General features: G+C 69.9%; 24 protein-coding genes. 11 read left to right on the forward strand and 13 right to left on the reverse strand.

Translation table 11 applies throughout. The features are described from left to right. Positions 1–11 precede the first annotated feature (11 nt). Positions 12–1,130, forward strand: a complete 1,119-nt coding sequence (locus AC07DF_RS25740) for a GTPase (RefSeq protein WP_478975779.1) — start codon at positions 12–14, stop codon at positions 1,128–1,130. Positions 1,131–1,257: 127 nt separating this feature from the next. Here AC07DF_RS25740 and AC07DF_RS25745 read toward each other — a convergent pair whose 3' ends face one another. From AC07DF_RS25745 to AC07DF_RS25765, 5 genes are all read right to left on the reverse strand, one after another. Next, positions 1,258–1,401, reverse strand: a complete 144-nt coding sequence (locus AC07DF_RS25745) for a hypothetical protein (RefSeq protein WP_478975782.1) — start codon at positions 1,399–1,401, stop codon at positions 1,258–1,260. 113 nt (positions 1,402–1,514) lie between these two features. Then, positions 1,515–2,240 (reverse strand): class I SAM-dependent methyltransferase, encoded by a 726-nt coding sequence (locus AC07DF_RS25750; RefSeq protein WP_478975785.1) that lies wholly within the window; start codon positions 2,238–2,240, stop codon positions 1,515–1,517. 869 nt (positions 2,241–3,109) lie between these two features. After that, the gene (locus AC07DF_RS25755; protein WP_478975788.1) at positions 3,110–3,754 is read right to left on the reverse strand and encodes a sigma-70 family RNA polymerase sigma factor; all 645 of its coding nucleotides are present in this window, start codon (positions 3,752–3,754) and stop codon (positions 3,110–3,112) included. Positions 3,755–3,945: 191 nt separating this feature from the next. Continuing rightward, entirely contained in the window at positions 3,946–4,095 is a 150-nt protein-coding gene (locus tag AC07DF_RS25760; protein ID WP_478975791.1) for a hypothetical protein, read from the reverse strand. 384 nt (positions 4,096–4,479) lie between these two features. Next, positions 4,480–5,274, reverse strand: a complete 795-nt coding sequence (locus tag AC07DF_RS25765) for a bestrophin-like domain (protein WP_478975794.1) — start codon at positions 5,272–5,274, stop codon at positions 4,480–4,482. Positions 5,275–5,495: 221 nt separating this feature from the next. On the opposite strand from AC07DF_RS25765, the gene AC07DF_RS25770 reads away from it, so the two are divergent. The 3 genes from AC07DF_RS25770 to AC07DF_RS25780 all read left to right on the forward strand — a co-directional run bounded on the left by AC07DF_RS25770 (position 5,496) and on the right by AC07DF_RS25780 (position 9,002). Next, positions 5,496–5,924: a VOC family protein gene (locus AC07DF_RS25770; RefSeq protein ID WP_478975797.1), complete on the forward strand. Its 429-nt coding sequence runs from the start codon at positions 5,496–5,498 to the stop codon at positions 5,922–5,924. Positions 5,925–5,955: 31 nt separating this feature from the next. Further along, on the forward strand, positions 5,956–7,899 hold the full coding sequence (locus AC07DF_RS25775) for an FtsX-like permease family protein (RefSeq protein WP_478975800.1): 1,944 nt from the start codon (positions 5,956–5,958) through the stop codon (positions 7,897–7,899). 143 nt (positions 7,900–8,042) lie between these two features. Next, positions 8,043–9,002 (forward strand): D-2-hydroxyacid dehydrogenase family protein, encoded by a 960-nt coding sequence (locus AC07DF_RS25780; protein ID WP_478975803.1) that lies wholly within the window; start codon positions 8,043–8,045, stop codon positions 9,000–9,002. A 341-nt stretch (positions 9,003–9,343) separates the two neighbouring features. Here the strand turns inward: AC07DF_RS25780 and AC07DF_RS25785 are convergent, their stop codons facing one another. The 4 genes from AC07DF_RS25785 to AC07DF_RS25800 all read right to left on the reverse strand — a co-directional run bounded on the left by AC07DF_RS25785 (position 9,344) and on the right by AC07DF_RS25800 (position 10,894). Further along, positions 9,344–9,622, reverse strand: a complete 279-nt coding sequence (locus AC07DF_RS25785) for a hypothetical protein (protein WP_478975806.1) — start codon at positions 9,620–9,622, stop codon at positions 9,344–9,346. 164 nt (positions 9,623–9,786) lie between these two features. Then, on the reverse strand, positions 9,787–10,056 hold the full coding sequence (locus AC07DF_RS25790; RefSeq protein WP_382494047.1) for a hypothetical protein: 270 nt from the start codon (positions 10,054–10,056) through the stop codon (positions 9,787–9,789). Between the two features lie 197 nt (positions 10,057–10,253). Next, a complete protein-coding gene (locus tag AC07DF_RS25795) occupies positions 10,254–10,532 on the reverse strand; it encodes a hypothetical protein (RefSeq protein ID WP_478975809.1) in 279 nt (92 codons plus the stop codon). An 83-nt stretch (positions 10,533–10,615) separates the two neighbouring features. Further along, positions 10,616–10,894, reverse strand: coding sequence for a hypothetical protein (locus AC07DF_RS25800; protein WP_399026996.1), 279 nt, complete (start codon positions 10,892–10,894; stop codon positions 10,616–10,618). 453 nt (positions 10,895–11,347) lie between these two features. On the opposite strand from AC07DF_RS25800, the gene AC07DF_RS25805 reads away from it, so the two are divergent. Continuing rightward, positions 11,348–11,641, forward strand: a complete 294-nt coding sequence (locus tag AC07DF_RS25805) for a chaplin family protein (protein ID WP_478975813.1) — start codon at positions 11,348–11,350, stop codon at positions 11,639–11,641. A 112-nt stretch (positions 11,642–11,753) separates the two neighbouring features. Here AC07DF_RS25805 and AC07DF_RS25810 read toward each other — a convergent pair whose 3' ends face one another. The 4 genes from AC07DF_RS25810 to AC07DF_RS25825 form a co-directional block, all read right to left on the reverse strand. Then, the gene (locus AC07DF_RS25810; RefSeq protein WP_478975816.1) at positions 11,754–12,620 is read right to left on the reverse strand and encodes a tyrosinase family protein; all 867 of its coding nucleotides are present in this window, start codon (positions 12,618–12,620) and stop codon (positions 11,754–11,756) included. Continuing rightward, the gene (locus AC07DF_RS25815) at positions 12,604–13,083 is read right to left on the reverse strand and encodes a tyrosinase family oxidase copper chaperone (RefSeq protein WP_478975819.1); all 480 of its coding nucleotides are present in this window, start codon (positions 13,081–13,083) and stop codon (positions 12,604–12,606) included. The genes AC07DF_RS25810 and AC07DF_RS25815 overlap by 17 nt, the downstream gene beginning before the upstream one ends. 170 nt (positions 13,084–13,253) lie before the next feature. Further along, positions 13,254–13,847: a hypothetical protein gene (locus AC07DF_RS25820; protein WP_478976259.1), complete on the reverse strand. Its 594-nt coding sequence runs from the start codon at positions 13,845–13,847 to the stop codon at positions 13,254–13,256. Positions 13,848–14,059: 212 nt separating this feature from the next. Beyond that, positions 14,060–14,758: a hypothetical protein gene (locus tag AC07DF_RS25825; protein ID WP_478975822.1), complete on the reverse strand. Its 699-nt coding sequence runs from the start codon at positions 14,756–14,758 to the stop codon at positions 14,060–14,062. Between the two features lie 401 nt (positions 14,759–15,159). Between AC07DF_RS25825 and AC07DF_RS25830 the strand changes: the two genes are divergently transcribed. From AC07DF_RS25830 to AC07DF_RS25855, 6 genes are read left to right on the forward strand one after another with little or no spacing between them, the layout of a single operon-like run. Further along, positions 15,160–16,245: a DUF3344 domain-containing protein gene (locus AC07DF_RS25830; protein WP_478975825.1), complete on the forward strand. Its 1,086-nt coding sequence runs from the start codon at positions 15,160–15,162 to the stop codon at positions 16,243–16,245. A 50-nt stretch (positions 16,246–16,295) separates the two neighbouring features. Next, positions 16,296–17,546 (forward strand): glycosyltransferase, encoded by a 1,251-nt coding sequence (locus AC07DF_RS25835; RefSeq protein ID WP_478975828.1) that lies wholly within the window; start codon positions 16,296–16,298, stop codon positions 17,544–17,546. Then, positions 17,543–18,970 (forward strand): exopolysaccharide biosynthesis polyprenyl glycosylphosphotransferase, encoded by a 1,428-nt coding sequence (locus AC07DF_RS25840; RefSeq protein WP_478975831.1) that lies wholly within the window; start codon positions 17,543–17,545, stop codon positions 18,968–18,970. Before AC07DF_RS25835 ends, AC07DF_RS25840 begins: the two co-directional genes overlap by 4 nt. 3 nt (positions 18,971–18,973) lie before the next feature. Further along, the gene (locus tag AC07DF_RS25845; RefSeq protein WP_478975834.1) at positions 18,974–20,314 is read left to right on the forward strand and encodes an O-antigen ligase family protein; all 1,341 of its coding nucleotides are present in this window, start codon (positions 18,974–18,976) and stop codon (positions 20,312–20,314) included. Next, positions 20,311–22,014, forward strand: coding sequence for a murein biosynthesis integral membrane protein MurJ (gene murJ, locus AC07DF_RS25850; protein WP_478975837.1), 1,704 nt, complete (start codon positions 20,311–20,313; stop codon positions 22,012–22,014). The genes AC07DF_RS25845 and murJ overlap by 4 nt, the downstream gene beginning before the upstream one ends. Then, the gene (locus AC07DF_RS25855) at positions 21,998–22,762 is read left to right on the forward strand and encodes a polysaccharide deacetylase family protein (protein ID WP_382494076.1); all 765 of its coding nucleotides are present in this window, start codon (positions 21,998–22,000) and stop codon (positions 22,760–22,762) included. Before murJ ends, AC07DF_RS25855 begins: the two co-directional genes overlap by 17 nt. Position 22,763 lies beyond the last annotated feature (1 nt).

The raw sequence follows: 22,763 nt of genomic DNA on the forward strand, positions 1-22,763 counted from the left end.
GAGGCCCAACCATGACCGTTGACACCCGTGGTAACGGCGAGAACGAATTCGACATCGCGGCGCTATTCCAAGAAGGCCTCGCGCAGGCACAGCAAGAGGAAGCCATGCTGAACATCATGCTGGCTGGTCGGCCTGGGTCAGGAAAGAGCACCCTCGTCAACGCGATCTTTGGCGAGGTGATCGCTCCGGTGGGGGTCGGAAAGCCCGTGACCCGAGAGATCAAGCGATACCGTAGGCCTCATCTTCCGGTGTCGGTGTATGACACGCCTGGCATCGAGCTGGGCAAGAGTGGCACAGACGTAGCTCATTACTTCCTGAGTCAGATCAAGAAGGAAGTAATTGCCGAAGAGTCTGAAATTCACTTCGCTCTCTTCTGTAACCTCGTCGACAACGGCCGTGTCGAAGACTTCGAGGCCGACCTTGTCCGGGCTCTGGCTCAAGAAGTGCACACGGCTTTTGTTCTGACCAGGTGTCTCGACAAGGATTCGGCAGAAGCAGTGCACCTCCGGACGACTGTCGACGCGATGCGGCTCCCCATTGTGGATTCTCGCGCGTTTCCTGTTCTTGCCCAAGAGAAGCGCATCACCGCCGGCAGTCAAAGCATGTTGGTTCCCCCGCACGGCCTCGGCGAGCTCCTTGGAGCATTGCTTCAGATCCTCCCGGAGGCCCAGAAAAGGACTTTGGCCAGCCGTCAGCGGGTGGACCTGGAGCTGAAAATAAGCGAAGCGAAGGACGTTGTTGCAGTAACGGCTCTCAAGGCGGCCGGTATCGCTGCAATTCCTCTTTCAGTCTATGACATCGGCCCACTGAGTTCGATGCAGATTGACATGTTCGCGCGCATTACGCGAGTAATGGGCTTCAACGTGGAGCCGAAGTCTGTGGCAGCGGCGCTCACGACCGTTGTCGGAGTAGGGACGGCAGCCAGGACGGCAGCCGGCATGTTGCGGCTTGCATTTCCTATCGTGGGAACTCTCGTCAATGCCGCTGTGGCCAGTTCGATGACCTACGCGATGGGAAACGCCTACATCAGGGCACTTGAGGGGTTGGTGCGACTGCAAATTGCCGGAGGAGAAATCGATCAGAACGATGTGGTGGGTGCGCTGATCAGAGAGTGGAAAAAGGCTCAATAATACGGTGACCGTATCGCGCGGCCCACCTGACGTCGGTCAGGCGGGAGATCGTCGGGCCGGAGGCGACCAGCAGCTGACCACCCGTCGGACAGCCTGCATCATGTAGGCGCGAGGCTAGGGCCCGTCTTCAAAGATCATCAGGTGTGGCCTCAACGATGCCGGTCACTGAGCGGCGGCGACGTTTGTCGGTGATCTTGAGCGTGCTCCAGTCGACCATGACGCCCTCCTCGACCAGGCTGCGACCGATGCCGGCGGCGAAGGAACCTTCCACGATGCTCCAGCGCACCCAACTCGACGACCAGGCTCTCTGCCTGCTCCGACTGTGTTAGGCGAAGCAGGTCGGGGGGCAGCCGCACGACGTGCTGCTGTCCCGTCCGAGCCAGCTCATAGAAGGTGTGAGGCACGGTAGTGTCGCCGCGCAGGTTGTGGAACTTCTGCATCACCGTCATGGGCATGGAGCGCACCGCGGCTGCCAGTAGGCGTTCCGTGGGGGCGGTTGGCATCCAACGTCGCGGCGCATTCCTGCTCTGCGCGACTTGGCCCCCATCGCACTGCCAACCGCCACGACGCGCGGGCCAAAGCATCCTGAGCGTAGAACTCCCGCCCCCCCCACCCCCGCACGACCTCCTCGGCGGGCACGTCGAACATGACGCGGTCCATCGGCAGGGCGCCGCGTCGTAGCGAAACGACGAGAAGCCCCGGCGGAGCCAGCAGTGCGGCCAGGCGCTCCATCGCTTGGCCACGTGCCGTCGTCGGCAGGTGCATCCACACCGATGACAACAGCGCCAGCTCATAGGGCCCTCCCAGGCGGGACAACTCAGGCAGCGATTCTTCTACCCAGCGGATGCTTTCGCTCGGGTCCAGGCTCTGTGCGGCTTCCCGTAGCTCGCGCACCGACACCGCCGCCACCACCTGGTAGCCGCGCTGCGCCAGTGCCGCAGCATCCCGCCCAGTGCCAGCCCCGACGTCCAGCACCCTCGCCGGGGCTGACGGCAACAGATCCAACACCCCGCTATGCACCTCCTCAAAGGTGACGCTCCCATACCGCTGCCCAAGGGATCCGGCGTTCTGAGCGTAGTAGGGCTGGCCGCCCGCAGCGGGGCGGCCCACCGCCGACGACTCGCCGGAGTGAGTTGAAGTTCTCGCCCGTACCGACCATGGCCTCAAGCTACGGGAACGCTCTGACAACGTCCGATGCAGCGTTTAGGCAACCGTGTCGCACCTATACCCGACTTCCGGGCGAGGACGCTGCCCCCTCAAAGCCATTGATTGAGGGGGCAGCATGTATCGTCCGGAACTCGCGCGCGCTCTCAGGCGGTTGAAGTCCGATTGCCAATCCATCCCCCGCGAGGATCTGGCATTCGAACTTCCTCTGTGCACTCTCCCAAGCGATGCTCTATGGGAGTGACAAGGCCTCGGTTCAACTCCCCGTTACAGAGATAACCCCACCCCCTTGGACCGAGATGAATTCTCACTCCGCTCCGGCAAGGCTGCGAAGCCTAATCCAGCCAATGCAGCCCAGGCTGCAAAGCATTGAACGATTTGGCTTCCACCGTTGGCCGCGCTGAGCGTGGGTTGCACTAAGGCAGCACCCAGCGCTCCACTCGCGAGGAGCGGTAGTGAAGGTACCGCACACGTGCAGGATTGCAGCGAAGCCGAGTCATTGGTCTCCGAGACGCCGACATCATCGCGGTCGTCCTCGTCTAGCTTGTCCTCCACACGGTCAAGCAATGCTTCCCAGTAGGCGGGATCAATTCCAGCACATCGTCGCCGGACAGCCTCTCGGCTTTCCTCCGCCCAATCGCGGAGTAACTCGTAAGTGTTGAACATCCGGTGTGCCTCCTGCACGTGTGCGTGTGGACGCTTATCGGTTGCCATCCTTTAAGCGCACTTCCTTGTCGTTGTCAGGGTCGCTAGGACCCAACCTGGGCTCACGGGAGGCGACTTGCTGGCCCCTCCCGTGAGCCCGAGTAGCGGCACTAGCTCGTCACGTCGCCCAGCACCTCGTCGTGGATCGTGTCCTTGTAGGGCTCCAGCGCCTCGCGCACCTTTTGGAGGCGACGCGCCACAGTGTGCCGGTCGATGGCGAGAACGTTGGCGATCTGCCCCTGATTGAGTCCCTCAACGATCGCGAGGCGGCCGACGTGATACAGCCTCTCTGGGAGCTTTTCCGCGAGAAACTTTTCGATGGACTGGAGACGATCAGCATGGACGTGCGCACCCTCGTCGGGCGCTACCAAAACCTCGGGAAGAGCGTCCACCGGGGTCGACAAGTCGCGATCCTTGTTCCGCGCTGCGTCAGCGATGACGTTCTGCATCACCTTGCGTGCGAAGGCCCGCCCGCCGTCTTGTCGGTCCAGGACGAAGTCCCTTTTCGACCATGCGCGCACCAACTGGTACACGCAGGTCTGCACTAAGTCCTCCATCAGGTACCCCATACACGCCTGGCGCACCATGCCCTCGAGCAGGGGCTTCAGCCGCTGCAGTTCCCCAACCTGCTCCTCCGTCAGGCGACGGCGGCGCTTGGATTCAGAGGAGGTACGAGCCCCAGGAAGCAGATGCTGCGGCGTACTCGGTAGGTCGTGCGGATCCGTCGGCCCTCGAACCTCGGGGGCGTTGCGCATCTGGACCAATCCTTCCCGTAACTCGACAACTCAACAGTGAGACGTCGTAGTTCGCGACTCTCACCCGCTATGCCGTAAGAATGGGTGCCTGTGGTGCATTTGAACTCTGTAACTTTGAGTGAAGCCCTGGGGCGAGCCTCGTCGACGTGCTTGACGCGGCTCAAGAAGCGGATGTGCCCTTGGTGTACTTGTCAGCCGAAGATCTGATGGATGAACATCGCGACACCGACCCCCACGAGGAGCGCAACCCCGAGCAGCGGGTTAAGGAAGGCCACGTAGGTGACCAACCCCGCAATGATCAAGATCAGCAAGATGCGATAGAACTGCTGGACGGGATCCATGCGACGCACTCCCATGGCGACAGACCGACAGTGGGGCGGTCTTGATGCGGCCGGCTACTTGCCGGTTCACAAGAAGAAGCCGTCTGGCCAGGGCCCCAGGGCACATTCCTTGCTGTGGCCATTGTCACGCCGCGCACCGCACCCACCGCACCGTCAGAAACGTGTTCGATCATCCATGGAGTGCTGGTCGCTATGCACCGGAATGGAGCCTTCCGGTGAATGCGCGGTAGTGACGGCGATCTCGTTTTCACCCGGCCAGCAGGCCTCCCAGCTTGTCCAGGGCAGCCCGGTCGTGGGTTCAATCCCGCCACCCCGGCAGTGAATACCAGGTCGGGTTTTTTGGGGTCGATGGGTGCGTTGTCGGCGGACGATCGCGCCCGCCGCCTATTGCCCCTCGAAGAAGCCGGACCTCAGGTCCCCGATGACGGCGTTGATCGGATGCCCACTGACGATGAACGGTCCACTCCATGGCGCGCTGAGCGCGAAGAGCAACGCCAGGCTCAGCCCGACCACACTCGCAACGCCTACGATGAGCAGCGACGTTCGCAGGCTGCTGCGGAAGACCAGGGCGCCGGAGTTCACGATCAAGGCCAGTCCGCTGACCACAAGCGTGACAACGTAGAGCGACGGAACATCACGCGAGGCGGCCGCGACGCGGGCGCGACGACTACTGGTGACACCGTCCAGGGAAGACAGCAACTCCGTCCCTGCCGCGCTTCCCGCCTCGGGCCGGGCCGCCTCGGCGCGAACGCTCCGCTCCATCCGTGCGATCGCGCGAGCGGTGGCCGGGTCATCACCGGACGCCGCTGCTGTGCCACTCCACTCCCTGGCACGCGTGGTCTGCAGGTAGTCCAGAAGTGCCGCATGGATCGGCTCCGACTGGACTCGCGGGCTTGTCGCCGCCCATGCCAGGCGGGAGGCCGCGGCCGCCTCGTCACTCACCAACCCCTCGGCTGCACGCAGGTAGCCGGCCTCGCTGGCCAGTGAGAGTGCCGCAAAGATCGCGAAGGCAGCACCGAGTGTCGGCATCAGAGGGGTGGCGATCTGCGGTACCCGATCCCGTTCCCCGACGGGTACGAGCATCCGGACGCCGATGCGCGCCGCAGCCGCGACCAGCAGGGCGAGTAAAAGCCCGCCCACAACCAGCACCACCGCCGGCAGCGAGGTCAACCAGTTCATCAGATCACCTACTGCGTGTTCCCGCCTCGTCGATCACTTCAATGAACGCCTCATGATCACAGGTCGAAGTCCTTTGCCGCTCTCGACGCCCGGCACGGCATCTTGTTTCGTTGGCCAAACAGCCGAATGTGGGACTCCCCCTCTTCACCACCGACCCCGACGACTTCAACGGAGATGGCGCCCGGAGCCTCGGTGCCGGCACGCGCCCATACAGTTACCCGATGACGCCGATCAAGAAGTTCCAAGTCACCTTCGACTGCGCAGAACCTGAGCGGCTCGCTCGTTTCTGGTGCGAGGTGCTGGGGTACGTCATACCGCCGCCACCGGCGGGGTTTGCCACTTGGGACGATTTCAAGCGCGCGCAGCCACCTGAGCAGCGGGATTCCTGGTTCGCCTGCGTCGATCCCTCAGGTGTGGGCCCGCGGCTGTACTTCCAGCGCGTCCCCGAAGGGAAGGCCGTCAAGAACCGCGTGCATCTTGATGTGCGGGTCGGCACCGGACTCGTGGGTGAAGAGCGCCTCGCCGCACTCGAGGCGGAACGCGCACGACTGGTCCCACTCGGTGCGGTGCACGTGCGCACTCTGTATGACGGCAATGATTCGTGCATTCCGATGCTGGACATCGAGGGCAACGAGTTCTGCATCGACTGAGAGGCCCCGAACGTGCCTTCGCGCTGCCCCCATGAGCCAGGGCGACGGCACCAGGGGCGCGGACTCGGCGGCGCTCCGGCGGCAGGTGGAGAAGGCCGTCACGGCACTGTACGGCGACGATGCCGGGTCGCTCGTGGTCGCCTCCGGCGCCGAGCGGGCGGACGCGGAGTTCTGGGACGTGCCGTCCCCGGCGGGCGCTCTCTCGTCGCTCGTCGGGACGTTCGGTGTGCTGTCGCTGTTCGTGGCGGGTTTCGTCGTCTCCGGCACTCTGACACTCGCGGTCGCCGGACGGCTGACCGAGATCGGACTGCTGCGGGCCGTCGCGGCCACCAAGGGGCAGATCCGCCGGATGATCGCGGTGGAGGTCCTGCTGGTGACGGTGGCGGCCGCGCTCCTCGGCGTACCGGGCGGGATCGGTGTGGCCATGCTCCTCCACCGCGTGCTGGTGGACGGAGAGGTGCTGCCTCCGTCGTTCGCCCTGTCCGTGGGGCCGGTCGCGCCCTGGGCGACCGTCGGGACGGCCGCTGTGGTGGCGCAGCTCGCGGCGTTCGCCGCCGCGCGGCGCGCGTCGCGGGTGCGGCCGGTGGAGGTGCTTGGCGAGTCGGCCGCTCCGGCGCCGAGACTTGGATGGCAACGGGTGCTGCTCGGGGTGGGCGTGCTCGCCGGGGCGGGCGGCTGTCTGGGCGCGGTGGCGAGCGGTCGGCTGGACGGTGGCGGCGGGACGGCCGAGAGCATGGTGCTCGTCCTGATGATCGGTGTGGCGCTGCTGGCGCCGTTGATCTGCCGGGTCGCCGGCGCCCTGTTCCTGGCGCCGGTGACATGGTTCCTTCCCAGGGACGGCGCGCTGGCGGTCCGTAACCTCCTCAGGCAGAACGCACGGCTGGCCGCCACCGTGACACCGCTCGTGCTCGCCCTCTCCCTCACGGGGACCCTGCTCTGCGTGCCGCTGATCACGTCGCGGGGCGCGTGGCAGGCGGAGCAGGAACGGCTGCTCGCCGATCACGTCGTGTCCTCTGCCGGACCGGGCATCGCACCGGGGTACGCGGAGCGGGCCGCCCGGCTCCCCGGCGTGGCGGCGGCCTCCGGGCGGTTGGCCGTGGACGGCGAACTGAGCCGCGCGGACGCGAGCCAGGACGACGAACCGTCCGTCATCGGCGGCAGCCTCGTCGCGATGCGGGCCGAAGCGGTCCCCGACCTCCTTGACCTCGGTGTCCGCGCGGGCTCGCTCGCCCGCCTCGGTGACTCGTCCATGGCACTCGGCGACCGTGCGGCCCGCAGCCTGGGCGTCACGGTGGGCGACCGCGTCAGGGTGAACTGGGACGACGGCGGCCGGGACACGTACCGCGTCGCGGCCGTCTACTCCCGTGAGCGGGACTTCGCCGACGCGTTGCTGCGCCGCGTCTCGGCGGCCCGGCACGCGGACACCCCGCTGGACGACACCGTTCTCGTACGGACCGCCCCCGGAGCCGATCGGGGCGATGTCGAGCGAGAGCTGAAGGCCCTGGCGGCGGATTTCCCCGGCGCGCGGATCGGTGACGGAGCGACGGAGAGCCGAGCGGAGTCCGGTGCGGCGGCCAACCTGTTCGTCCTCCTGTTGCTGACCATGATCAACGTGTTCACGGCCATCGCCGTCGTCAACACACTGGGCATGGCGACGGCGGGCCGCCGGCGGGAGTTCGCCCTGTGGCGCCCGGCGGGCGCACAGTCCGCGCAGGCCCTGCGCATGCTGGCCTGGGAGGCCATGCTCACCTGCGTGGTCGCGCTGCTGCTGGCCGCTGTGGTCTGTGCGTCGGTGCTGGTGCCGCTCAGCGTCGCGGTCACCGGTTCCGCGGTCCCGGCCCTGGCCGGCGGGCCGTTGGCCGCGCTGGGCTTCGGCGCGGCGGGGGTCGCCGTCGCCACGGTCACGATCGCGGGCCGGCTGGCCATGCGGAGCGCCGCGGCCTCGCCAGGGGGCCTGGCGAGGGCCCTTTCCTGATTTCCCTCGCCGCCCACCCCGCTCCTCAGCCGGCCGCTGCCTCATGTGGAAACCGTGCCGCCTCAGGAGGGGGCTTCCCGCTTCCCCCTCCCAGGCCTGATCATGGTCCTGAAACCTGACCCGGGCCGAGGAAGGGGTGCGACGTGCGGCTGCGCTGTGCTGTGCTGGACGACTTTCAGAGGGTGGCGACCGAGATCGTCGACTGGTCGGCGGTCGCTGGCGAGGTGGAGGTCGTCTCCTTCGACACCCATCTGGACGGCGAGGACGCCCTGGCCGCCGCGCTGGCCGGGTTCGACATCGTGGTGACGCTGCGCGAGCGCGTGTCGTTCCCCGGGTCGTTGATCGCCCGGCTGCCCCGGCTGAAACTGATCGTCGCCTCCGGCATGCGCAACTCGGTGATCGACTATGCGGCCGCCGAGGAGCACGGCGTCACGGTGTGCGGGACGGCCAGTTCCTCCACCCCGCCCGTGGAGCTGACCTGGGCCCTGCTGCTCGGCCTCGCCCGCGGTCTGGTCGAGGAGAGCAACGCCCTGCGCTCCGGCGGCCCCTGGCAGTCCACCGTCGGCGCCGATCTGCACGGCCGCCGGCTCGGGCTCCTCGGCCTCGGGAAGATCGGCGGCCGAGTGGCCCGGGTCGGCCTTGCCTTCGGCATGCGCGTCAGTGCGTGGAGTCAGAACCTCACCAAGGAGCGTGCCGACGAGATCGGCGTCGAACTCGCTCCCTCCCGCGAGGAGCTTCTCGCGAGCAGCGACTTCGTCTCGGTCCATCTCGCGCTGAGCGACCGCACCCGCGGACTGGTCGGGCCCGCCGAACTCGCGCTCCTCAAGCCGACCGCGTATCTGATCAACACCTCGCGCGCGGCCATCGTCGACCAGGAGGCGCTCCTCACCGCCCTGCGTGAGGGCCGGATCGCCGGTGCCGGCATCGACGTCTTCGACACCGAGCCCCTGCCCGCCGACCACCCGATGCGCACCGCCCCCCGCCTCCTCGCCACCCCGCACCTGGGCTACGTCTCCGAGGCCAACTACACGACGTACTACGGCCAGGCGGTGGAGGACATCCGCGCGTTCCTCGCGGGCGAGCCCGTACGACGGCTGCCCTGAGGCCGTCGGGCACGGGAAAGGGCCACGGGCCACGGGCAAGGGCCACGGGCCACCGGCCACGGGCCACGGGCCACCGGCCACCGGCCGCCGGCCACCGGGCACGAGGCACGGGGCACCGGCCACGGGGCACGGGGCACGGGGCACCGGCCACGAGGCACGAGGCACGAGGCACCGGCCACGGGGCACGAGGCACGAGGCACGAGGCACGAGGCACCAGCCACGACAGCAAGACACACCAATGGCCGGGACCCGGATCGGGTCCCGGCCATCCTCCGCTGCGCGGGTGGACTCTCACGAGGGGCGCCGACGTGGACAGGACGGCGCCTCGGACTCGGCGGGAGTCAGGCCCTCTTGCCGGGGACGACGGCACTGCTGGTGCAGGAGACCTGGCTGTGCGACGTCGGGCAGTCCTGCGTCGAGTTGTTGACGACGGTGACCTTGCCGCCCTTGTCGGTGGTGTACGTGTACTGGCTCAGTTCCACGCAGCGAACCTGGCCGTTGCCGTCGTCGACGCACTTGCCGGCGTCGCCGAGGGCGGAGGCCTGGGCGGCACCGACACCGATCAGGGCGAAGCTCCCCAGGATTCCCGCTGCCGCCGCGATCTTCTTCGAATTGAGCATTTACCTTTTCCTTTGCGGTCGACTCCCCGCCGCTGGGCGAGGGGTCGTTCCGGACGCATCTACCGGCCGAGAGGCCAATACCGGCTGAGAAACCAAGAGGCAGGCCCCGGGGCTCGGACACCTGGTTCGAGCCCCGGGGCCTGCCCGCATCACCTGGTCGGTGATTACTTGCCCAGGGAGAAGGCCTGCGAGCAGGTCACGGACTCGCGCTCGCTGTTGTCCTGGTTGGCGAGACCCAGGATGGCGAGGTTGACGTTCACGTCGTCGATGTTGATGAGACCCTCACGCGAGTCGTTCTGCTCGCACGACTGGGCCTGCTTGTTCTCGAGCTTGAACTGCTCGTCGCCGTCCGCAGCGTGACCAACGCCAGCGCCGAGGAAGCTGACGCTGCCGAGCATGGCCACGACGACTGCGGCCTTCTGGTACTTGCGCATTACTTCTCCGATTTCTCGATTTGACACAGACCGTTATGGGCTGGTCACCGACAGTCGCCAACCTTAGGTGGCGTGTGCGCCTCTTGCTGGGGCGAAACGCCCAATCACGTAATTTTCTGGATAAAACCTGTTGTACGACCGCGCTGCCGACGGAGCGGCCAGCCCCTCTCGTCAGCCCTTCTCGCCAGCCCCGCCCGTCAGCCCCTCTTGACGGGAGCGGTGACGCTGTCGACGCAGCTGACCTGGCTGTGCGCGGTGGGACAGGTCTGCGTCGAGTCGTTGTAGACGGTGACGTTGCCGCTCTTGTCCCTGAGGACCTGATACTCACTCATCTGCACGCAGCGGATGTGGCCCTTGCTGTCCTGGACACACGTGCCGGGACCACCCTGCGCCGAGGCCTGGACGGCACCGGCGCCGATCAGGGCGAAACTCCCCAGGATTCCCGCTGCCGCCGCGATCTTCTTCGAGTTGAACATCTACCTTTTTCCTTCAGCAGGGCGGCAGGCCCCGGGGCTCGGACACATGGTTCGAACCCCGGGGCCTGCCTGAATCAACCTGATCAGTGGCCGCCACGCAGCGAGAAGGACTGCGAGCAGGTCAGCGACTCGCGCTCGCTGTTGTCCTGGTTCGCCAGGCCGAGCAGAGCGGCAACGTTGACGTTCACGTCGTCGACGTTGACCAGACCCTGGGTGCTGTCGTTCTGCTCGCAGGACTGGGCCTGCTCGTTCTCGAGCTTGAACTTGCCGTCCCCGCCCGCAGCGTGACCAACGCCAGCGCCGAGGAAGCTGACGCTGCCGAGCATGGCCACGACGACCGCGGCCTTCTGGTACTTGCGCATTACTTCTCCGATTCTCGAGTCGACACAGACCGTTATGGTCCGGTCACTGACAGTCGCTAAGATAAGCGGCGTTTGCGACTTTTGCCACGCGAAACGCCTTGTTGCGTGGGTTTCTTGTGAAAGTGCACGTCACAGGGCTGCGGCGGTTCCTCCGGGTGGTCCATTCCGGGACGCCACCTCGAACCAACTCCCCTTCGGCAGCCGCTGCTCACGACCCGCGGGACCTGCCCAGCAGCGCGTACAGAGCGGCAGAGCGGTCCCGGCCCGGTAAACGGGGAGACCGCCGGAAACTACGCGGTCGGCCGCCGATGAGCACCCGTTTGGCCGAGCCCCTGTTCAAGATGGGTGATCCGCAGAAGATTTCTCGTGACCGGTCCGGGGCCGCCGCGTTGAACGGGCAGTGCGGTAGCACGTACTGCTGCCGCACTTACCTAGTCAGTAAGGGAGAACGTGATGTCTCGCATCGCGAAGGTTGGCGCTGTTGCTCTCGGCACGAGCGCCGTGGTGCTCAGTGGGGCCGGTCTCGCCGCGGCGGACGCCGGCGCCAAGGGCGCGGCCATCGGCTCGCCCGGTGTGCTGTCCGGCAACGTGGTTCAGGTGCCGGTCCACGTTCCGGTCAACGTGTGCGGCAACACCGTGAACATCATCGGCGCGCTCAACCCGGCCGTCGGCAACGAGTGCAAGAACGACGACGGTCACAAGAAGGACGACAAGAAGCACGGCAAGAAGAGCGGCCACCGCCACTGACGTCCGCTTGACCCGAGAGCCCCGGCCCCCCGAATGCCGGGGCTCTCCCCATGTGTACGGACCTTGTACAGACCTTGTACGGACCCCCGTACGGGCCCCCTGCCCTCCCCCCTCACGCGTAGCGGTAGATCCGGCCGACGTCCTCCAGTTCCTGCGGCGTCACGTCCCACGGCGGCATGCTCTGGCGCCGTGCCACGATCCGGCCGTGCTGCCGGTCGCCCCGGCCGGGCGGCGTCGCGGGGAGGTAGCGGGCACCGCGGTGCCGGCGTTGCCAGCGGTACCACTGCAGGTCGATGAAGGCGTGGTGCAGCCAGAACACGGGATCGTTGACGGAGGCGCCGCCGAGCATGTCCCCGCCGACCCAGCCGTGCACCCGGTTGTGGTTGCGCCAGGACGTGTTGCCCCGGCCGGTGCCCCAGCCCTCCAGTTTGTTGCGGAAGCCCCGTGTGACCGTCGAGTCCCAGGGCGCCACGTCGTAGACGGGGTCCTTCAGCGCCCAGGCCAGCTCGCTCTTCGTGGGCAATTCCATCGGTCCCCGGGGGCGTCCGAGCTCCCGGGTGAGGAACTCCCTGTCGGTCACGTTCACCTTGATGGTCCAGTTGCCGTGCCGGTAGGCGAACGGACCGGTCATCACCTGGTGGTCGGAACGGCGCCCGTCGCCCCCGAGTAGACGGTCCGTCCAGGGCACGGACGTGGTCGTGCGATCGCGTGTCCAGTCCCAGTACGGCACCGTCACCGAGGAGTCCACCCGGCGCAGCGCGCGCTCCAGCTCGAGCAGGAACCGGCGGTGCCAGGGCAGGAAGGAGGGTCCCATGTGCGCGGCGCGCAGCCCGTGCTCGCCGTCCGACGAGAAGTACTCGACGTGCATCCGGACGAACTCGTCGTACTCGCCCCGCCGTTTGACCTCCAGCAGCGCCTTGACGAACCGGCGCTGCTCGGCCCTGGTGAGCGTGGCGGCGTCCCTACGTACGTACGCCACGCCGGTCCTCCGTGTGGTGGACGTGCCCCGCGCTCTGCGGTCCCGGAGCGCGCAGTCGCCGGCCGGGGCCGAGTGCGTCGACGGCGGCGCGGGCGGCCTCGAGCGGTGTCCGGTAGGAGCAGTAGTGGTCGACCATGCTCAGCCAGGTGCCGTCGGCCCGGCGCATCAGATGGAGCGGGCGGCCGTCCACGGTGACGTGCCAACGGCCCTGCCCGGCCGGGCCGTGCGGCGGGGTCCACGCCACGCCGATGCGACGGCCGCGGTAGGTCTCGGCGACGGCGGTGCCGTCCGGGGCACCCCTGCCGAACAGCTGTGGCCACAAGGCCGCGCCCACCGGGGCCGCCAGTGCCGCGGCGAGGGCGCAGGCGCGCAGGCCGCGCGTCACCTCCCGCCGTGTACTGCCTGCGGGCAGGGGGGCCGGCGCCCCGTCCCTCGCCGGTCCTCCGCCGATGCTGACGGCCATGGCCCACTCCTCGTCCGGTTGCGGTGTCGTAGCCGTAACCGCCGGACGTGCCGCGCGGTCACCGCCGCACGGCCAGACAAGTGATCACCGGTGCACATACCCGGACACATACGGAGGGCCGGTCCTCGGACTTTCCGAGGACCGGCCCTCCGCAGGGCGTGATGCCAGCCCTAGAACCACAGGTTGCCGTGCGCCGGCTTGGCGTCGTTGACCGTGGACGCGGCGTTCTTCACCGTGTGGACCAGCGACTCCTTGCCTTCGGCGGTCACGTCCAGGGGGACCTTGGTGCTCACGCCGCCGGTGAGGTCGGTGGACGCCAAGTCGCGGGAGTTCTCGGCGGCCGGGGCAGGCTGAGCGGCCGGGGCGGGCTGCGGAGCAGGCGGAGCGACCGGGGCAGGCTGGGGAGCCGGAGCGGGCTGAGCGACCGGAGCAGGCTGGGGAGCCGGAGCGGGCTGAGCGACCGGGGCGGGCTGCGGAGCAGCCTGGGCGACCGGAGCACTCTGCACAGCCGGAGCGCTCTGAGCGACGGGAGCACTCTGCGCCGGGGCGGCCTGGGCGACCGGGGCGGCCGGGGCGGCCTGGGCAACGGGAGCGGCCTGGGCGGCCGGAGCACTCTGGGCAACCGGGGCACTCTGCACGTCCGGAGCGCTCTGAGCGGCGGGGGCGCTCGGGGCGACCATGGCGTCATGGGCGAACGCCGGGGTGGCGGAACCGGCGGCGATCAAGGACCCGGCAAAGACGGCGGCAGCCTTCAGAGACTTCATCGTGTTCCTTTCTTCGGCAACGCACGTCGCCGGAGTGGTTTCTGTCGCCGTGCCTAACGAGCCCTGGCCTGGGCGGAAACCGGAACTGCCGAAGATTGCCGATACCTCATACGAGATCTATTAAAAGACCGGACTTCGGGCGGTACTTCAGGCTGTGAAAGAACAGCAGTCGTGGCGCCGCTCCCTGAGGCCGGCACCACGACTGGACGAGTTCACGGGGCCGGCGGCAGCAGCGGCGTCAGCACCGAGATCTGGGGCGAGAAGAATTCATCGGGCTCCGCCGCCGGGGTCGTCGAGGTGCTGGACGTCACCGACGTCAAGGCGTCCTCGTCCTGGAGTGCCGGGTCGCCCGAGGTCAGTTCGGCGAGGAGCTCGTCCACCCCGCCCAGCAGGTCGTCGACCAGGGGAAGGACGCCTCCGACACCACCGGTGACCGCATCCAGGAGGCCGTCGACAGCCCCCAGCACGAGGTCCAGCAGGTCGGTCACCGGGTCGGCGGCGCGCCGCTCGGGCACCATGGCGGGCAGGGCGGGCAGGACGGGAGCCGGCAGGATGACCGGCGCGGGGGTCAGGGGCGCCACGGGGGACGGGGGCTGCGCGTCGTCCTCGGCGGCGGCCTCGGCCAGGGCGGCCTTCGCGGCGTCTCCCAGCTTGATGGCCTCGGCCGCGGTCAGCCGGCCGTTGTCCCGGAGTACGGCGTTCAGCAGGTCGGCGACGGGGGTGAGCGTGCCCCAGTTGATTCTCCCGATCTGTACGAGGCGCGCGTCAGCGCCGGGAAGCCGGGCATCGGAGGCCACATGGCCATGCCCGCGGGCCGAGTCGGCCGCCATGGCGACGGGGCCGGTGATCCCGACCAGAAGGGCGGCGCACAGTGCGCTGGACGCGATGCGCCGTGCGGGCAGAGCACGCATGGGGATTCCTTTCGACGGCGATGGATCTTGAGCCCACCGTGAAAGAAACAGGGACTTTCCGCAAGCATTCATAGGCTTTTAGGGAATACATAATTCCCCCTTTCGCCGCGTCCGGCCTGATCAGACGCTTTGTCAGACCGCATGGCCGTCACCCCCTGATGGAGTAATGGCCCTGCCCCCGCCGGGCGGAGGCGCCGCGCGGTGCCGAGGCGGTCACCGGAACCAGCAAACACTTGCGATTTCACGATTCCGACACACTTGTCAGACTTCACCGAATTTCATCGACTATGTCCGATTGATGACTAGAGTTGCGAACCGCCCGACGCACTCCTCAGCGCGGACACATCGCACTCGTGGCGCTGCTGCCACGGCCACCTGTTCCGAAAGGGCAACGACCGGTCATGCGCCATTCCCTGGGCCCGCTGTTTCGCCGCGCGACCGTGGGCGTCCTCGCCCTTGCCGCCGTGTGGGCAGCCAGCAGTTCCCCGGCCGCCGCACCGGCCGCGGCGCCCTCGCCGGAGGCCGAGAGCCTCGCCTTCGCCGAGCGGTACCGCGCGCTCCAGCACGGCGGCATCGTACGCGCTGCCAACGCCTCGATCACCTGCCGCGCGGCGCAGCGGCCCTCGTGCCCGGACGCGCAGGCGGGCGGTGTGGCGGCGAACGGCGACTTCGACATGTTCTACGTCGATGTCGACCGCGACCCCAACACCTACAACTCCTCCCGCTCGCAGGTCCGCCTGCCCAGCGGCTCCCGGGTGACGTACGCGCGCCTCTACTGGGGCGGCAACCTGCGGGTGGGCGAGCAGAAGCCGGCGGAGGACAACGGGCGCGTGCTGATCGCCGAACCCGGCGGGGAGTACAAGCAGTTGCTCGCCGACACGCTGGTCGGCCACCGCGTGCTGGACGGCATGGACGCCTTCCAGGCCTCGGCGGACGTGACGGGGCTGGTGCGGGAGGGCGGATCGGGCCTCTACACCGTGGCGCAGATCAACATCGCCATGGGCAGGTCGACGGCCGGGGCATGGGGCGGCTGGACACTCGTGGTGGCTTACGAGAACCCGTCGGAACCGCTGCGGAACCTCGCGGTCTGGGACGGCTTCACCCCGCTCAGGTCCAATGCCCAGGAGATCCGCGTGACCGGCCTGGGCTTCGCCGCGGGCGCGTGGGGCCGTGCGGGCCTGGTGACGTACAACGGCGACCGCGGCACCGGCGGCGACTCGCTCACCGTGGCGACCGGCCAGTCCGAGGTCGCTCTCACCAACGGCGCCAACCCCCGGGACGACGTCCTCAACTCCACCATCAGCGAGCCCGGGGCGGATGTGTCGCGGGTGCCCGCCCACGCCAACACCCTCGGCTACGACTCTGATGTGTTCGACCTCGGAGACGGTCTGCAGCAGGGCGGCGACCAGGCGACCTTCCGGATCCAGTCCCAGCAGGACGCGGCATGGGCCGGCGTGCTCTTCGTCGCCGTCGACGCACGGCGGTGAGTACGTCGCCACCCGCCCCGAACGCCTTCGCGAGCGAGGAATCCGCGCACATGCATCTGTCATCCACCGCTCCCCACCCCAGAGTCCTGCATCTCACCCAACCGGTGGACGGGGGCGTGGCGCGCGTCGTGACGGACCTGGTCGCGGCGCAACTGTCGGACGGCCTGGACGTCACCGTGGCCTGCCCCGACAGCGTGCTCACCACGAGACTCCGGACGCTCGGCGCGCGCGTACGGCACTGGCACGCGACGCGGTCGCCGGGTACGTCGCTCGTCCGGGAGGTGCGGCATCTGGCCCGGGTCATCGACGAGGTGCGTCCCGATCTGGTGCACGCGCACAGCGCGAAGGCCGGGCTCGTCGGACGGCTCGCGGTACGCGGGCGGATCCCGACGGTCTTCCAGCCGCACGCCTGGTCGTTCGAGGCGGTCGGCGGCCCCACCGCGGCCCTGGCGCTCATGTGGGAGCGCTGGGGCGCGCGTTGGGCCTCACGCACGGTGTGTGTGAGCGAGGCGGAGCGCGCGACCGGCATGGACGCCAGGATCACCGGCCGGTGGACCGTCGTCCCCAACGGCATCGACCCCGAGCGCTTCCACCCGGCCACCGCCGGCCTCGTGCGCTCCGGCCTCGCACCCCTCACCGGCATCCACCCGGCGGCACCGCTCGTGGTGTGCGTGGGGCGGCTGTGCCGGCAGAAGGGGCAGGACGTCCTGCTGCGGGCGTGGCACGACATCGTGCGCAGGGTGCCCGACGCCCGCCTCGTCCTGGTCGGCGACGGGCCGGACCACGACCGGCTGCGCGAGGACGCCCCGGAATCCGTGGTGTTCGCGGGCGCCGTCGCCGACGCCTCCCCCTGGTACCAGGTCGCCGACCTCGTCGTCCTGCCGTCCCGCTGGGAGGGCATGGCCCTGGCGCCGCTGGAGGCGATGGCCTGCGGGCGGCCCGTGGTGGTCACGGACGTCGACGGCGCCCGCGAGAGCCTGCCGCCCGCCTTCTCCGCCCGGTGCCTGGTCCCGCCGGAGGACCCGGCGGCCCTGGCCGGGGCCGTCATTGAGCTGCTGATCGACCCGCTGCTGCGCGAGTCGCTCGGCGAGCAGGGCCGCCGGCACGTGCTGTCGACCCACGACGTGCGGCACACCGCCGAGGCCGTCTCGGACGTCTATCGCGATCTGCTCGGCCCATGGACCGCCGCCAACACCGGCGCTGAGCACGGTCAGCGGCTCGACCCCGGACGTGGCGCCGAGCCGAACCGGACGACACAGCGCGTCGAGCCCACCGAGTACAGGGAGTCCATCCACTCGTGACCGCCGAACGTACCGTGCCCTCCCCCGGCGTACCGCCACGGGAGCACGGATCCTCACCAGTCTCGGTCATGCCGCCGCGCGGCACCGCCCCCGGCTTCCGGCTGTCCACCCCACGGCGCCCGGCCCGGCCTGTCTCGCCCGTGCCGCTGCTCGCCGCGGACGGCGTCGCCGCCCTGGCGGGCGCGCCGGTGCTCGCCGAGGTCCCGCGCCAGCCACTGCTCGTCACCCTGCTGATCGTCCTCTCGCTGCTGCTGCGCCGCCGCGACGGGCGGCCGCCGGTACCGGGGCTGCTGGAGGAACTGCCCGCCGTGTGCGGCCGTGTCGCGGTGGCCTGGCTGGCGCTCGCGGCGCTCCTCGCGGCGTACCGGCCGGAGCACGCGCTGTCCGTGGGTACCGTGCTGGCGGGCCTCGCGCTGCAGGCGACGGCCGGCTGTGTGCTGCGCGGAGCCGTGCACGCGCGGCGGCGCTCGGCGCTGCTGCGCCACCCGCACACCGCACTCGTCCTCGGCCCGGTCGCGACCGCGCAGCGCGTGGCCGCCGCCGTCCTGCGTCAGCCGCGGTGCGGGGTACGGCCGGTGGGCATCGTCGCCGAGCAGCCGGACGGCACCGAGACCCTGCCGGTGCTGACGACCGCCGAGGAGGTCGAGCGGGCGGTCATCCAGAACGGGGTGCGGGCCGTGCTGGCCGTGCACCCCTCGGTACGCGCCGAACAAGGGCCGCTGCTGCGGGCGCTGGCCGAGTCGGGCTGCGTGGTCTGGGAGGTCGACGCCGACTCCCCGTCGTACGCGACGCGGGAACGGCTGGCCGGGTTCTCCTGCCGGCGTCTGGACCTCTCCCCGGCCCGGCACGGCAGCGCGGGCAAGCGGGCCCTCGACATCCTGGTGTCGGGGGCGCTGTTGTTGCTGGCCGGTCCGCTGCTGCTGACCTTCGCCGTGGCGCTGCGTCTCATCGACGGGCCGGGCGTGGTGTTCCGGCAGGAGCGCATCGGCAAGGACGGGGAGCCGTTCACGCTGCTGAAGTTCCGTACGCACCGCCCGGTCGACGAGCACGAGTCGGCAACCCGGTGGAGCGTGGCGAACGAGAACGAGATGCGCTGGTTCTGCCGGATGCTGCGGCGCACCTCGCTCGACGAGCTGCTCCAGCTGTGGAACGTGCTCCGGGGCGACATGAGCCTGGTCGGGCCGCGGCCCGAACGCCCCTACTTCGTCGCGCAGTTCGGCCAGACCTACCCCGGCTACTCGGTCCGCCACCGCATGCGGACCGGCATCACCGGCCTCGCCCAGATCCACGGACTGCGCGGCGACACCTCGATCGAGGACCGCTGCCGGTTCGACAACGCCTACATCGACGACTGGTCCCTGTGGCAGGACGTGTGCATCCTGCTGCGCACCGCGGCCACGGTGGTCCGTCCGACGGGGAGCTGAGAGGTGAGCCTCGCTCTGACACCGCTCCCGCGCCGCCTCGTCGCGCTGACGCCGGCCCTGCCCGTAGTGGCCGTACCCGCCCTGCTGGCCCTGCCCCGGACGACGGACGGCGCGGGGCCCGCCGACGTGCTCTCCGGGCTCGTTGTCGTGTACTGCGTCATCCGTCTCCTGCGCGAACGGCGGCGCCCGCTGTCGCCCGCCGCGGCCGTGGTGCTGGGACTTCCGGTCGTGGGGCTCGCGCTCGCCGCCATGGGGGCGTTCTCGACCCAGGCCGGGCTCACCGGCCTCGGACGCTATCTGCAGACCTTCGTCCTCGTCCCGGCGGCCGTCCTGCTGCTGCTGCGCGAACGGACCGGCTTCCGGCTGGCGGCCTGGTCCTTCGTGGGACTCGGCCTGTGCCAGGGGGCCGTCGGCGTCCACCAGTTCGTGACCCGGACCGGTGCCTCCTACCAGGGCGCGGACATCCGGGCGGTGGGCACCTTCGGGCCGCACGACGTGATGGGCATGGCGACGGCGGTCTCGCTCGGCCTGGTGTGCGCGGTCGGGATCGCGCTGGGCCGGGTCTCCGCACGGCAGCGGCTCGCCGCCGCCGGGTGCGCGCTGGTGCTGATGCTGCCGCTCGCGCTCTCCTTCAGCCGGGGAGCCTGGATCGCGACCGTTCTGACCTGCACCGTGCAGCTGGTGCTGACCGGATGGCGGCGCGCGCTGAAGGTGGCCGCGGCCGCCGTCGCCTCGGGGGTGATCCTGGTGGGCGGGTTCGGCGTGGGCTCGGCGCTTCTGCAGCAGCGGATCGACAGCATCGCCCAGGTCGCCGACGCCCCCGACCAGTCCGTCGTCGACCGGTACACCCTGTGGGCGTCCGCCACGGACATCTGGCGCGGGCACCCGCTGACCGGCGTCGGGCTGAAGGGCTTTCCCGAGTACCGGGACGGGCACGCCACGCTGGCACTGTCGTCGGGCAGCGAGACCGACGGCGCGGGAGTGGCGTACCAGCGGCAGCCGCTGCTGTCGCCGCACAACATGTACCTGCTGGTGCTGAGCGAGCAGGGCCTGATCGGGCTGCTCGCGCTCGCCGGGAGCTGGCTGGCGCTGCTGGTGTGCGGGGTGCGGCGGCTGCTGCGCGTCCGCGACCGCGGCCCGGGACTCGACTGCGGGCTCGTCGCCTGCGGGCTGCTGGTCTGGCTGCTGACCGACTTCATGTACGGAGACATCGGCGGTCCCTCGACCGTGCTGATCGCCGTGGCCATGGGGCTCGTGGCGTGGTGGGCGCTGGCCGGTGAGGCGCGTGCGGAGCAGCCCCGGGCCGTGGTGCGGGAGCGCGCCGAGGAGGCCATGGCGCGATGACGGTGGTGCCTTCGCAGACCCCCGGTCCCGAGACGGACGGCACGGCGACCGTGCCCCCGGCGCGTGCCGCCGTCAAGGCCGGGGACGGTGCCGACCCGGCGGCCTCGGCGTCGGCGTCGGCCTCCGGAAACTTCCTGGCCAGGGCCGCGCTGGTGACGGCGTCGCTGTCCATCGCCGGCTCGCTGCTCGGCCTGGTGCGCGACCAGTCGCTGGCGCGGCTGTTCGGTGCCGGGAGCGACACGGACGCCTTCCTGGTCGCCTGGACCGTGCCGGAGTTCGCCGCCACGCTGCTCATCGAGGACGGGCTGGCGATCGCGCTGATCCCGGCGTTCAGCATGGCGCTGGCCCGCCGTGCCCGGGGCGCCCCGGGCGACCCTGTCCGTGCCCTGGTCGGCGTCACGCTGCCCCGGCTCTGCCTCGCCCTCACCGCGGTGGCAGCGCTGGTCGCCGGCACCGCTCCCTACCTGGTCCAGGCCCTGGCACCCGGCCTGCCCGACCCGCGGCTCGCCGCCGACTGCACCCGGATCACGGCGACCTGTGTGCTGGCCTTCGGGCTCGCCGGGTACTGCAGCGCCGCCCTGCGGGCACACCGTTGCTTCCTCGCGCCCGCGGCGATCTACGTCGCCTACAACACCGGCATCATCGCCGCGATGTTCCTCCTCGGCGAGGGCTGGGGCGTGCGCTCCGCCGCGGTCGGGGTGGCCGCGGGCGGCTGTCTGATGGTGGCGGTGCAGGTGCCGTCGCTGTGGCGGCGACTGGCCTCGCGTACCGAGCCCTTCGCCAAGGCCGGGGCCGATGTCGAGGAGCGGCCGATGCAGGTCGCCCTGGTCGCCGCCGTCCTCCTCTTCGCGCTGTGCCGCCAGTCGCAGGTCCTCGTTGAACGTTTCCTCGCCTCCGGTCTGCCCGCCGGTGCCATCTCGCACCTGAACTACGCGCAGAAGGTCGCCCAGATCCCGATGACGCTGTCGCTGATGGTGTGCACGGTCACCTTCCCGGTGGTGGCGCGGGCGCTCGCGGACGGCGACACCGCACGGGCCCGCCGCCGCGTGGAGCGGGATCTGGCGCTCGCCGCCTGCCTGGTGCTGCTGGGCATGTGCGCGGTGATCGCCTGCGCCCCGCAGATGATCGAACTGCTCTTCCAGCGGGGCGCGTTCACCGCGGGCGACACCGCGGCGACGGCGGACGTCATGCGCGTCTACGCCCTGGGGCTGCTGGGCCAGACCCTGGTGGGAGCCTGCGTACGCGCCTACTTCTCGGCGGGCCGGGCCAGTTGGTATCCCCTGGGCGCGATGACGGCGGGCATCGTCGTGACGTCCTTGGTCGGCGCCGCGACCGTGCACCCCTGGGGCGTGGCGGGGATCGCCGCGGCCAACGCCCTCGGCATCACCGTCACGGCCGCCCTGCTGCTCGCCGGGCTGCGCTCGGGCCGGCCGAACAGTCCGCACAGCGTCTCGGTCCGTGTCCCGCAGGTCCTGGCCGAGCTGAGCAGGCTGGTGGGGGCGGCCGTCGTCGCCACGCTCGCGGGGTCGTTCGCCGCGGGCCGGCCGGACTCCCCGGCGGCGGCCCTCGCGGCCGGCGTCCTGACCGTGACCTTCGTCTTCGTTCCGCTCACCTGGGCCCTCGGTGCCCAGGGCTCCGCGTCCGCTCTGCGCTCCCTACGCGCCGTCACACGAAGGCTCGCACATGGCCGCTTCCGTTGATTCCCTCGACACCGGCAGACCCCCGGCCCCGCACCGGGGCCCCGTCCCCTGGGTGGCGATGTACCACTCGGTGGGCGACTGCTCGGACGACCCGTACCGCATCACGGTCACGCCCGAGCGGCTCGACCGGCAGCTGGCGTGGCTGCGCCGCCGGGGGCTGCGGGGCGTGTCCGTGGCCGAGCTGCTCGCCGCCCGCGCCCGGGGTGAGGCCCGGGGCCTGGTCGGGCTGACCTTCGACGACGGGTACGCCGACTTCGTCACCGAGGCCCTGCCGCTGCTGCGCCGCTACGACTGCCGCGCGACCCTCTTCGTGCTGCCCGGGCGGCTCGGCGGCGACAACGCCTGGGACCCGCTCGGCCCGCGCAAGCCGCTGCTGACCGCTGACGGCATCCGGCACGCGGCCGCCGAGGGCGTGGAGATCGGCTCGCACGGGCTGACGCACGTCGACCTCACCCGGGCGGACAACCTCACCCTCAGGGCGGAGGTAGGCGAGAGCCGGGCGCTGCTCACGGAGCTGACCGGCGCCTGGGTCGACGGCTTCTGCTATCCGTACGGCACGGTCGACGCCCGCGCCGTCGAGGCCGTACGGGAAGCGGGGTACACCTACGCCTGCGCCATCGACCCGGGTCCGCTGACCGGTCCGCACGCCCTGCCGCGTGTGCATGTCGGCCAGAACGACACGGCCGTGCGCCTGCACCTCAAGCACCGTCTGCACCGGCTGCGCCGGCGCCCGGTGGAGGGCCTGTGAG

It is taken from the genome of Streptomyces sp. NPDC044719 (assembly GCF_056433405.1).

Excerpts from the sequence above, each read along its gene's own strand:
- murJ (WP_478975837.1), top strand. The coding sequence starts at position 20,311 with ATGACGGTGGTGCCTTCGCAGACCCCCGGTCCCGAGACGGACGGCACG.
- AC07DF_RS25800 (WP_399026996.1), bottom strand. The coding sequence starts at position 10,894 with ATGCGCAAGTACCAGAAGGCCGCGGTCGTCGTGGCCATGCTCGGCAGC.
- AC07DF_RS25855 (WP_382494076.1), top strand. The coding sequence starts at position 21,998 with ATGGCCGCTTCCGTTGATTCCCTCGACACCGGCAGACCCCCGGCCCCG.
- AC07DF_RS25825 (WP_478975822.1), bottom strand. The coding sequence starts at position 14,758 with ATGCGTGCTCTGCCCGCACGGCGCATCGCGTCCAGCGCACTGTGCGCC.
- AC07DF_RS25760 (WP_478975791.1), bottom strand. The coding sequence starts at position 4,095 with ATGGATCCCGTCCAGCAGTTCTATCGCATCTTGCTGATCTTGATCATT.
- AC07DF_RS25830 (WP_478975825.1), top strand. The coding sequence starts at position 15,160 with ATGCGCCATTCCCTGGGCCCGCTGTTTCGCCGCGCGACCGTGGGCGTC.
- AC07DF_RS25820 (WP_478976259.1), bottom strand. The coding sequence starts at position 13,847 with ATGAAGTCTCTGAAGGCTGCCGCCGTCTTTGCCGGGTCCTTGATCGCC.
- AC07DF_RS25815 (WP_478975819.1), bottom strand. The coding sequence starts at position 13,083 with ATGGCCGTCAGCATCGGCGGAGGACCGGCGAGGGACGGGGCGCCGGCC.
- AC07DF_RS25755 (WP_478975788.1), bottom strand. The coding sequence starts at position 3,754 with ATGCGCAACGCCCCCGAGGTTCGAGGGCCGACGGATCCGCACGACCTA.
- AC07DF_RS25775 (WP_478975800.1), top strand. The coding sequence starts at position 5,956 with ATGAGCCAGGGCGACGGCACCAGGGGCGCGGACTCGGCGGCGCTCCGG.
- AC07DF_RS25770 (WP_478975797.1), top strand. The coding sequence starts at position 5,496 with ATGACGCCGATCAAGAAGTTCCAAGTCACCTTCGACTGCGCAGAACCT.
- AC07DF_RS25765 (WP_478975794.1), bottom strand. The coding sequence starts at position 5,274 with ATGAACTGGTTGACCTCGCTGCCGGCGGTGGTGCTGGTTGTGGGCGGG.
- AC07DF_RS25740 (WP_478975779.1), top strand. The coding sequence starts at position 12 with ATGACCGTTGACACCCGTGGTAACGGCGAGAACGAATTCGACATCGCG.
- AC07DF_RS25805 (WP_478975813.1), top strand. The coding sequence starts at position 11,348 with ATGTCTCGCATCGCGAAGGTTGGCGCTGTTGCTCTCGGCACGAGCGCC.
- AC07DF_RS25795 (WP_478975809.1), bottom strand. The coding sequence starts at position 10,532 with ATGTTCAACTCGAAGAAGATCGCGGCGGCAGCGGGAATCCTGGGGAGT.
- AC07DF_RS25790 (WP_382494047.1), bottom strand. The coding sequence starts at position 10,056 with ATGCGCAAGTACCAGAAGGCCGCAGTCGTCGTGGCCATGCTCGGCAGC.
- AC07DF_RS25835 (WP_478975828.1), top strand. The coding sequence starts at position 16,296 with ATGCATCTGTCATCCACCGCTCCCCACCCCAGAGTCCTGCATCTCACC.
- AC07DF_RS25785 (WP_478975806.1), bottom strand. The coding sequence starts at position 9,622 with ATGCTCAATTCGAAGAAGATCGCGGCGGCAGCGGGAATCCTGGGGAGC.